This window comes from Amycolatopsis orientalis DSM 43388 (assembly GCF_000411975.1).
Taxonomy (GTDB): Bacteria; Actinomycetota; Actinomycetes; order Mycobacteriales; family Pseudonocardiaceae; genus Amycolatopsis; species Amycolatopsis orientalis_D.
In genome coordinates this window covers 183,946-193,848 of the sequence record NZ_ASXG01000077.1, presented here as the reverse complement: position 1 = coordinate 193,848, position 9,903 = coordinate 183,946, and the positions used below count along the sequence as shown (strand labels likewise).

At 68.9% G+C, this 9,903-nt stretch carries 8 protein-coding genes, 2 tRNA genes and 1 pseudogene; 7 read left to right on the top strand and 4 right to left on the bottom strand.

Going from position 1 to position 9,903, the window contains the following annotated elements; all coding sequences use genetic code 11:
- The first annotated feature begins 721 nt into the window (after window positions 1-721).
- On the top strand, window positions 722-1,747 hold the full coding sequence (locus tag L942_RS15090) for a serine protease (RefSeq protein WP_051165985.1): 1,026 nt from the start codon (window positions 722-724) through the stop codon (window positions 1,745-1,747).
- A 117-nt stretch (window positions 1,748-1,864) separates the two neighbouring features.
- Here L942_RS15090 and L942_RS15085 read toward each other — a convergent pair whose 3' ends face one another.
- Window positions 1,865-2,251, bottom strand: a complete 387-nt coding sequence (locus L942_RS15085; RefSeq protein WP_037360339.1) for a DUF3224 domain-containing protein — start codon at window positions 2,249-2,251, stop codon at window positions 1,865-1,867.
- Window positions 2,252-2,324: 73 nt separating this feature from the next.
- The gene (locus L942_RS15080) at window positions 2,325-3,863 is read right to left on the bottom strand and encodes a helicase HerA-like domain-containing protein (protein WP_037360336.1); all 1,539 of its coding nucleotides are present in this window, start codon (window positions 3,861-3,863) and stop codon (window positions 2,325-2,327) included.
- A gap of 118 nt (window positions 3,864-3,981) precedes the next feature.
- Between L942_RS15080 and orn the strand changes: the two genes are divergently transcribed.
- The 3 genes from orn (at window position 3,982) to L942_RS15065 (ending at window position 5,087) form a co-directional block, all read left to right on the top strand.
- A complete protein-coding gene (orn, locus tag L942_RS15075; protein WP_037360441.1) occupies window positions 3,982-4,590 on the top strand; it encodes an oligoribonuclease in 609 nt (202 codons plus the stop codon).
- Between the two features lie 74 nt (window positions 4,591-4,664).
- Window positions 4,665-4,737, top strand: a tRNA-His gene (locus tag L942_RS15070).
- Between the two features lie 277 nt (window positions 4,738-5,014).
- A tRNA-Lys gene (locus L942_RS15065) sits at window positions 5,015-5,087 on the top strand.
- Window positions 5,088-5,281: 194 nt separating this feature from the next.
- On the opposite strand, the pseudogene L942_RS46175 reads toward L942_RS15065, so the two are convergent.
- Window positions 5,282-5,545: pseudogene (locus L942_RS46175) on the bottom strand (tyrosine-type recombinase/integrase); the annotation flags it as partial.
- Between the two features lie 543 nt (window positions 5,546-6,088).
- Window positions 6,089-6,754: a FadR/GntR family transcriptional regulator gene (locus tag L942_RS15060; RefSeq protein WP_037360438.1), complete on the bottom strand. Its 666-nt coding sequence runs from the start codon at window positions 6,752-6,754 to the stop codon at window positions 6,089-6,091.
- 149 nt (window positions 6,755-6,903) lie between these two features.
- Between L942_RS15060 and L942_RS15055 the strand changes: the two genes are divergently transcribed.
- Genes L942_RS15055 through L942_RS15045 form a run of 3 tightly spaced genes read left to right on the top strand, consistent with a single transcriptional unit; the run spans window position 6,904 to window position 9,838 of the window.
- Window positions 6,904-7,785, top strand: a complete 882-nt coding sequence (locus tag L942_RS15055; protein WP_037360334.1) for a fumarylacetoacetate hydrolase family protein — start codon at window positions 6,904-6,906, stop codon at window positions 7,783-7,785.
- Window positions 7,786-7,804: 19 nt separating this feature from the next.
- Window positions 7,805-8,566, top strand: coding sequence for an alpha/beta fold hydrolase (locus tag L942_RS15050; RefSeq protein ID WP_037360332.1), 762 nt, complete (start codon window positions 7,805-7,807; stop codon window positions 8,564-8,566).
- Between the two features lie 33 nt (window positions 8,567-8,599).
- Window positions 8,600-9,838, top strand: coding sequence for a metal-dependent hydrolase family protein (locus tag L942_RS15045; RefSeq protein WP_051165976.1), 1,239 nt, complete (start codon window positions 8,600-8,602; stop codon window positions 9,836-9,838).
- Window positions 9,839-9,903: the final 65 nt, after the last annotated feature.

The following is a 9,903-nucleotide window of genomic DNA, read 5'->3' as shown; positions in this document are numbered from 1 at the left end:
GGCACGGCACGGCACGGCACGGCACGGCACGGCACGGCACGGCACGGCACGGCACGGCACGGACGAGGATGCACTGCCGAAGAATCCGCTGAGAATTCTCAGCAGATTCTTCTCAGGAAAGCCTGAGGGTTTTCCACAGGCTGTTCATAAACATGGGCGCGAATCTTGGTGCATGACCGAGAACGAGAGCCGGCCCGGCCCCGCTACACCCGGTGGGCGCCAGCCGCACCAGAGCAGTGAGCAGTACGGCCAGTATCGGGCCGGGTCGAGTCCGTTCGCCTCCGGCCCAGGGGGTCCGCGTGAGGTCGGACGCGGTCCTGTCGGGCAAGCCGGAGCGCACAGCTGGCAGCAGGCAGCCGCAATCGCCGGGCAGCAAGGGCCAAGCTCCGCACACCCGGCCGGTGGTGCACAGGCAGCCGGACCGAGCGCGTCCGCAGTGCCTCAGGGTGCTGCCATTCAGCCTGGGCCGAACACTGCGCCCTTGCCGAATCCGGATCCAGCACATCGACCGCCCGCGACGACGCACGAACCTGCTGCCCAGCAGCGTCAAGCCAGCGTCCCGCACCACCAACCCGCGCCCCTACAGCGCCAACCCGGCGGCCCGCATCATCAACCCGGGGCCCCACGCCAAGCCGCCGCCCCGCACTACCAAGCAGCACCTCTGCAGCACCAGCCCGGGGCCCCGCGCCAAGCCGACACCCTGCACCACCAAGCCACGCCCCTGCAGCACCAGCCCGGCACGCCGCACCAACTCGACGCCCCGCATCACCAACCCCCAACCGAGCAGCACCAACCCGAGGCCGAGAGTCAGCAACACGGAGCCGAGCGCGCGACCGAACAGCCACAACCGGGCACCCCGCACTACGGACCGATGCCGCAGCCCGCGCAACCGCCTGTGGCCCTGGCTGGTCAGAAGAAGCGTCCTGGCCGCATGGCCGCCCTCGTCGGTGCCACCGCGCTCGCCGCAGCCCTCCTCGGCGGCGGTGCGGGTGCGGCGATCGTCGGGCTGACCGGCAGTCCGAGCGCGTCTTCGAGCACCGCGTCGTCCGCCGCCACTGGGCAGACCGTCAGCAACACCACTGCCTCCGGGGACGTCAGCGCCGTAGCGGCGAAGGTGGTGCCCAGTGTGGTTCAGGTGAACGTCACGACCGGGCAGGGCACGGCGATCGGATCGGGGGTCATCCTGACTGCCGACGGGCGGATCCTCACCAACGCGCACGTCGTGCAGGGCGCGGAGTCCGTCACGGTCACTACGTCGGACGGCAAGAAGTACCAGGCCACGGTCGTCGGCTCGGACACCAAGGGCGACATCGCGGTCCTGCAGGCGCAGGGAGCCAGCGGGCTCACCGCCGCGACGCTCGGGGATTCGAGCAAGCTCGTCGTCGGGCAGCAGGTCATCGCGATCGGGTCGCCGGGCGGCCTGCAGAACACCGTCACGACCGGCATCGTCAGCGCGCTCAACCGGCCGCTTTCCGACGTCGGTGGCGGCGACGGCGGGCAGCAGGACTCGCCGTTCGGGAGGCAGACGTCGAACGTCACGTCCGGACCGAGTTACACCGCCATCCAGACCGACGCGTCGATCAACCAGGGCAACTCGGGCGGCGCGCTCGTCGACAGCCAAGGCCGGGTGATCGGCATCAACTCCGCGCTCTACAGCCCGAACTCCTCGGCGGGCAGCGTCGGGATCGGGTTCGCCATTCCGATCAACGACGCCAAGAAGATCGTCGACCAGATCGTGAACGGCTGACCGGAACTCCGAAGGCGGACCGCGGTCGGGGCGGCCCGCCTTCGCTCCTCACTCTTGGGACGGTGAGGAAACCTGGCCGCTCTCTCCGGGAATTCGGGGCCGGAGAGAGCGGCTTTTTCACGCCGCCGGCAACTCGTAGACCAGGGTGAACGTGTGCTCGCCCGCATCGTCCACCGTGATGTCGGCCGAGCCGGTGATGCCCGCCAACTCGTCCGTGCCCGAGCCGGGAAGCAAGACCAGCGACAGGCCTTCGTCGCCGGCCGTGTGTCGGAGAACGAAGCTGCCCTTCCGGCCGTCGACGGAACCGGTGAAACGCTCGAAGGCGACGTACGCGCGCGACGTCTCGTTCGACGCGGTCAGCATCTCGACCCGGCTGGTCCCCTCGACCGCCCCGGTGAACGTCTTCTCGATCAGCACCTGCGCGAACGCCGTGCCACCGGCCTCGTCCTGCGCCTGCGGCTCCCATTTGTCCAGCTCGAACGCGGCGACGGCGGTCCTGGTCATGCTTCTGCTCCTCTGCCGGAAACTCGATCCCGCACAGTCAACCGCCGATACCTGCCATCTCCTGTCAGGTATCTCACCGCCGCCGGTTGCCGAACAACCCGCGCGTGAATTCCCGTCCGAGCGAACTCGCCGCCGAGCGCATGAACGACTTCACCGCCGGGTTGCTCAGCACCTGCGAGAGCACCCCCGGATCCTCCTTTTCCGGCTTGGCCGCGGCCGGCGCCTGGGGTTCGGCAGCCGGCGCGGACTCCGGGGCCGGCGTGGCTTTCGCCGTCAGCTTCTCGTACGCCGACTCGCGGTCGATCGTCTCCGCGTACTTCGCGTTCAGCTCCGACGACGCGACCGCCGCACGGATCGCGTCCGCTCCGATCGAGCCCATCTTCGACCGCGGCGCACGCAGCCGCGTCCACGCGACTGGCGTCGGCGCGCCGCGCTCGGACAGCACGGTAACGATCGCCTCGCCGATCCCCAGCGACGTCAACGCGCTCTCGAGGTCGTAATGCGGCGACTTCGGATACGTCTTCACCGTGCGCGCCAACGCTTTCTGGTCGTCCGGCGTGAACGCGCGCAACGCGTGCTGCACCCGTGCGCCGAGCTGGGACAGCACGTTGTTCGGGATGTCGGTCGGCAGCTGCGTGCAGAAGAACACGCCGACGCCCTTCGACCGGATGAGCTTCACCGTCTGCTCGATCCGCTCGAGGAACGCCTTCGACGCGTCGGAGAACAGCAGGTGCGCCTCGTCGAAGAAGAACACCAGCTTCGGCTGGTCCAGGTCGCCCTCCTCGGGCAGTTCCTCGAACAGCTCGGCCAGCAGCCACATCAGGAACGTCGAGAACAGCTCCGGCTTGGACTGCAGGTTGTCCAGCTCCAGCAGGGTGATGACGCCCTTGCCGTCCTGCTGGCGCATCAGGTCGTGGACGTCCAGCTCCGGCTCGCCGAAGAATTCCTCGCCGCCTTGGGCCTCCAGGTTGGACAGCGCGCGCAGGATGACGCCCGCCGTCGCCGCGGACACCCCGCCGATGCCCTTGAGGTCTTCCTTGCCCTCGTCGCTGGTCAGGTGTGTGATGACGGATCGCAGGTCCTTGGTGTCCAGCAAGGCGAGACCGCGCTGGTCGGCCCAGTGGAAAATGAGGCCGAGCGTCGATTCCTGCGTCTCGTTGAGCCCCAGCACCTTCGACAGCAGCACCGGCCCGAAGCTGGTGATCGTCGCGCGCACCGGGATGCCGGTGCCGCTGGTGCCGAGCGACAGGAACTGCACCGGACCCGCCGCCGGAGCCCAGTCGTCGCCCAGTTCCGCGGACCGTTTCGCGGTGCGGTCGCTGGCCTCGCCGGGCGCGGACAGCCCGGACAGGTCGCCTTTGACGTCGGCCAGCACCACCGGAACCCCCGCCGCGGACAGCTGCTCGGAGATCAGCTGGAGCGTTTTGGTCTTGCCGGTGCCGGTCGCGCCCGCGACCAGGCCGTGCCGGTTCAAGGTGGCCAGCGGCAGCCGGACCGCGGCCGACGCTTCGGTCTTCCCGTCGATCACCACCGCGCCCAGCTCGACGGCCGCCCCGTCGCTCACGTATCCCTGCGCGATCTTCGCCGCTGGTCCCGACGCTTGCTCGGCCACTGGCCGCACCCCGTTCCGAGTCCGAAATCACACCTCGCTGCACTGGCTGACCGAGCGTAACGCGCCGGAAGCGCAGGTGACGCCGCTGATATCCCCGTGTCGGGTTAGGGTGGTGCGGGTGAACGACCATCTTGTCTGGATCGACTGCGAGATGACGGGGCTCGACCTCGGCAAGGACGCGTTGATCGAAATAGCCGCGCTGGTGACCGACGCCGACCTGAACGTGCTCGGCGAGGGCGTCGACATCGTCATCCACGCCGACGACGCCAAGCTCGACGGCATGCCGCAGGTCGTCCACGACATGCACGCCAAGTCCGGCCTCACCGAGGAAGTCCGCGCTTCGACGATCACGCTCGCCGAAGCCGAGCAGCGCGTGCTGGAGTACATCCGCGAATGGGTGCCGGACCCGGCCAGCGCGCCGCTCGCCGGCAACTCGATCGCCACCGACCGCGGCTTCATCGCCCGCGACATGCCGGAACTCGACAACCACCTGCACTACCGGATGGTCGACGTGTCGTCGGTCAAGGAGCTCGTGCGCCGCTGGTACCCGCGGATCTACTACGCCAAGCCGGAGAAAGGCCTGGCCCACCGCGCGCTCGCGGACATCAAGGAGTCGATCGGCGAACTCGAGTACTACCGCGCGATCGCCTTCGTCCCCCAGCCCGGCCCGACGAGCGACGAGGCCAAGGCCGCCGCCGCCGAAGTGCTGGAACGCCACCGAGGGTGACCCCCTGAAAATCGCTCGCGGGCACCCGCTAGGATTGCTTCCAGCAAGGTGATCGCAAGATCTTTTGCCAGATGGTGGCTATAGCTCAGCTGGTAGAGCACCTGGTTGTGGTCCAGGAGGTCGCGGGTTCGAGCCCCGTTAGCCACCCAGCACCCCGGTTTCCCCGAGATCCTTTTTCGGAGAAGCCGGGGTTTTGTCATTTCCGGGGTACGGTGGCCGGTGTCGCGCAGGTCACCGCGGCCCCGCTGCCGTCCCAGCCGCCGCCGCGCCGCACGACGCTGGCCGGGTTCACCGTGGGTCACCACCGCTGACCTGGGCTCTTGTCCCGCCGAACCGGAAAGGGGACCCCCCTGAAACGGGGCCTGAACGCCCTGCTAATCTTTTCCACGTCGCCGAGGGAAACCACAGCGACGGGAAGCACCAAGCGCCATTAGCTCAATTGGCAGAGCAGCTGGCTCTTAACCAGCGGGTTCGGGGTTCGAGTCCCTGATGGCGCACCCTCACTCCCCAGGTCTTGAGATTCATTGACCTGGGGATTTTGGTTTTCTGGAGGGGTTTCTTCCGTTTCCGGACTGTCCATTGTGGTCATTGGCGAGCCCGAGGCGAGCCCGAGACTTCGCGCCGACTGCCGCGGGATGATCGCCGCCGTCGCCTCCGCCGCCGCGAACGCCACCTGAGGCAGAACCGACGTGTAGGTGTCGGAGGCGATGGTGATCGAGGAGAGCCGCAACATCCGTTGCACCACCTTCATCTCCACCCCCGCCGCCAGCGCCAGAGTCGCCGCGCCATGGCGGAGATCGTGCAACCGGATCGGCGACAGCCCGGCTTGGCGGGACAGGTCATAGAACACGTCCGTGACATAAGCCGGGTGCAAAGGGCTGCCGTCCCACTCGGTGAAGGCCAAGTCGTGGTCCTTCCACTGTGACCCGAGGCGTGCCCGGTCCGCGTCCTGCACGGCCAGATTGCGCACGCTCACCCAGACTGGAATCGGCGGACTGACTCTCCGCACGCTTGACGGCCACTCGTCCACCTCAGGTCACCTGCTTGCATCCACGGATAGGAGTCGTCCACGACTCTCGACGACCCTTTGCGAGTCGAACATAAGTTCGACTCACAAGTCAAATCTCAGGTCATCGGCCCCCGTGCGCCTGTGCGCTCTGTCGCCTTCGTGGCGTCGATGTTGATCGCGAGCTGACGGGGAGACAGTCGGCGCTGGCACTGATGAGGCCGTGGGCGTGACCCCTGCGGCCGGTGAAGATGCCGCGAAGCAGGTGCATCGTCAATGTGTGGTGAGGCGATGGAATTCGTCGTCGACGGGGCGCTCGGGGGTTCCGGCCAGATAGAGCGGCAGGGCCGCGTAGTCGCTGCGGGTGAGGTTGGCTGCCTCGCCGCATTCGCACCGGCCACGGGGGGTACCGCCCAGGCCCCGGACCAATCCAAGAACGTGGCCGCTTCGGTAGATCTCCGTTCCGGTGCCGTTGTCGGCCGACGTGCGGGCTCAGGTGCGGCCGAGGAGGCTGTCGGCGACGTGCTGGAGGTGGCCGCGCATCGCGGTGCCGGCGCCGTCGGGGTCGCGGTCGCGGAGCGCGGTGACGATGTCGGTGTGTTCGTGGTGGTAACAGGCGCGCAGTTCCGGGGTCGAGGTGCGGCGTTTGAGGTTGCCCCAGACGGGCAGGGCGCGGGCGGTGTTCATGACGTCGAACATGTTCATCAGCAGGCCGTTGTGGGCTGCGGTCGCGATGGCGCGGTGAAGCGTGGCGTCGGCGCGCTCGAAGCTTTCGAAGTCGGCTGCCTCGCCGCCGACGGCGAGGGCGTGGGTGATGCGGTCGAGGTCGGCTTGGGTGGCCACGCGCGCGGCGAGGGTCGCCACCTGGGGTTCCAGCAGTTGCCGGACTTGCATGATCTCGGTGGGGCTGGTGTCGGCGGGCGCGCCGCCGGCATGGCCGATAGCTGCTTCGGTGAGGAAAGTGCCGCGGCCGACCTGCCGGACGACCAGGCCGTCGCGCTCCAGGGCTTCCAGGGCGCGGCGCACCGCGCTGCGAGGAGCCGCGAGTTGTTCGACGAGGGCGCGTTCGGTGGGGAGTTTCGCACCCGGGCCGAGGCTGCCGTCGCGGGCGCCGTCGACGACGAGTGCGCGCAGGGAGTGTTCGACGGCGGTCGTCATGGTCGCCATCATAGCCCACCAGATCTGACCAATGTGAACCAATTGAACCGATCGAAACCAGTTTATGGCCAGGTATCGACATCGGGCAGGGCCGCGCGTACGGTCATCCTGGTCAGATTTGGTGTCTATTGGTCAAGATTGGTCTTGCGATGAAGCTGGTGACCTTCTCCGCGGGCGCGGACGAGCGGGTCGGCGTGGTCGACGCCGATGCCGGAGTGGTGCGGGACGTCAGCGGGCTCCTTCCGGCCGGCACGGGCGTGCTGGAGCTGGTGACCCGCTGGGACGAGCTGGGCCCGGTGCTCGAGCGGCCGGGCGCGCCGGAGGCGGTGCCGCTGGACTCGGTGCGGTTGCGGGCGCCGATTCCGGTGCCGCGGCGCAATGTGTTCTGCGTGGGCAAGAACTACCGCGAGCACGTCGCGGAGTTCGGCCGCAGCGGCTACGACACGCCGGGCAGGTCGGAGGCGCTGCCGGACAAGCCGATCCTGTTCTCCAAGGCCACGACGTCGGTGACCGGGCCGTACGACGACGTGTCCGCCCACCCCGGGGTGACCGCGGAGCTGGACTACGAGGGCGAGCTCGGCGTGATCATCGGGCGCGGCGGACGCGGGATCTCCCGTGCGGACGCGTACGAGCACGTGTGGGGCTACACCATCGTCAACGACGTGACCGCGCGCGACCTGCAGCGGGACCACAAGCAGTGGCTGCTGGGCAAATCTCTGGACACGCATTGCCCGATGGGCCCGTACGCGGTCACCGCGGACGAGATCCCGGACGTGACCGCGCTGGAGCTGGAGACCGCGGTCAACGGCGAGAGCCGGCAGCTGGCGCTGGTCAAGGATCTGATCTTCGACATCCCGGAGCTGATCGCGACGCTCTCGGCGGGGATCACGCTGCTGCCTGGCGACATCATCGCCACCGGCACCCCGGCCGGCGTCGGGATCGGGTTCGAGCCGCCGAAGTTCCTGCGCCGCGGGGATGTCGTCGAGGTTTCGATCTCCGGCCTGGGCGCGCTGCGCAACCGGATCGCCTGAGCACGAAAGGAACGCGGACATGAAGATCAACGGCGCCGAACTGGCGGTCGAAGCCGAGGGCGCGGGACCGGCCGTGCTGATGGTGCACGGTTTGGGCGGCACCTCGAACTTCTATCAGGTGCAGGCGCAAGCGCTGGCCGAACGGTTCCGGGTGATCCGGGTCGATTCCGCCGGAGCCGGGCGATCGGGGCTGCGCGACGGAATCAGCATCGAGTCCCACGCCGACGACCTCGCGGCAGTGCTCGACGCCTTCGAGATCGACGTGGCGGCAGTGGTCGCGCATTCGATGGGGACGCTCGTCGCCCGCGCCTTCGCGGCCCGGCATCCGCAGCGGGTGAGCGCGCTGGCGCTGCTGGGCGCGGTCGCCGAACCGGCCGACGCGGGACGGCGGGCCCAGCGCGACCGGGCTGCGATCCTGCGCGACCAAGGCGCCGCAGCCGTCGCGCCCGGCGTGGTGGCCAACGCCCTTTCCGAAACAACGCGGCGGGACAAGCCCGAAGTCGCCGCGTTCGTGCGAGAACTGGTGATGCGCCAGGACGCCGAAGGCTACGCCCGCAACTGCGAAGCGCTCGCCGCCGCGACCGACCCGGGCCCGATCCCCGCGCAACTGCCGCTGCTGCTGGTCACCGGCGCCGAGGACAAGGTCGGCCCGCCCGCGGTCAGCGAAGCCCTCGCCGCGGCGCACGGCGACGCCACCGTGACGATCCTGCCCGGCGTCGGCCACTGGACCGCGCTGGAAGCCGCCGCCGACACCACCGCACAGCTGGCGAAATTCCTGTAGCCACCCATCCGCCTCAACGACGAGGAGACCGTCATGTCCGTTCCGGCGAACAAAACCCTGTTCCGCGACGTGTCCATTCTGGACTCCACCGGGGCCGAGCCCTACCGCGGCGACGTGCTCGTCGACCACGACCGGATCGCCGCGGTCGGCACCGTCGACCCGGCCGCGGCCGCCGGCGCCCGCGCGATCGAAGGCCGCGGCCGCACCCTGATGTCCGGGCTGTGCGACGCGCACACCCACTTCACCTGGAACAACAGCGGCGATCTCGACGGGCTCGCCGCGCTGCCGGTGGAGGAGCACCTGCTGTTCGCGATCGAATCCGCCCGGTCCTACCTCGATTCCGGCTACACCATGTGCCTCGGCGCGGCCTCGGCCAAGGACCGGCTCGACGTCGTCTGCCGCGACGTCATCAACGCCGGCCGCTTCCCCGGCCCGCGATACCTGGCCAACGGCCCGGAAATCGCCGTCACCGGCGGCGAACTCGTCAAGGGCATCACCTGGTTCGCCGACGGCCCGGAGGAAATGCGCAAGGCCGTGCGCCGTCTCATCGAGATCGGGGTCGACCAGATCAAGCTCTCCATGACCGGCGAAGAAATCACCGGCACCCAGCGCGCCGAGGACACCTACATGTCCGACGAGGAAGTCGCGGCGGCGGTCACCGAGGCACACCGCCGCGGCAAGCGGGTCTGCGCGCACGCGCGCAGCGCGGAAAGCGTGAAAATGTGCGTGCGCCACGGCGTCGACATCGTCTACCACGCCAGCTTCACCGACGAAGAAGGCATGGACCTGCTCGAAGCCGCCAAGGACTGGATCTTCGTCGCGCCCGGCGTGAACTGGCTCGTCGCGACCCTGTACGAAGCAGCCGACTTCGGCTACCCCCAAGAAGCCGCCGAAGCCGCCGGCTACAAACGGGAACTGGAGACAGCCACCGCCGCCATGATCGAAATGCACAAACGCGGCATCCGCGTGCTGCCCGGCGGCGACTACGGCTTCGCCTGGACCCCGCACGGCACCTACGCCCGCGACCTGCAGCACTTCGTCGAACGCTTCGAGTTCACCCCGATGGAAGCCATCCTCGCCGCCACCGCCCAAGGCGGCGAGATCATGCTCCGCCCCGGCGAACTCGGCAAGGTCCAGCCCGGCTACCTGGCCGACCTGCTGCTCGTCGACGGCGACCCGCTCGCCGACATCACCGTCCTGCAGGACAAAACCAAACTCCACGCCATCATGAAGGACGGCAAGTTCCACAAGGAAACCGCCGACCGGCCATGACGCCCGCTCCGGGGCGGGCGGCCACCCCCACCCGCGGCGCGCCCGCCCCGGCACCCCTCCACCCG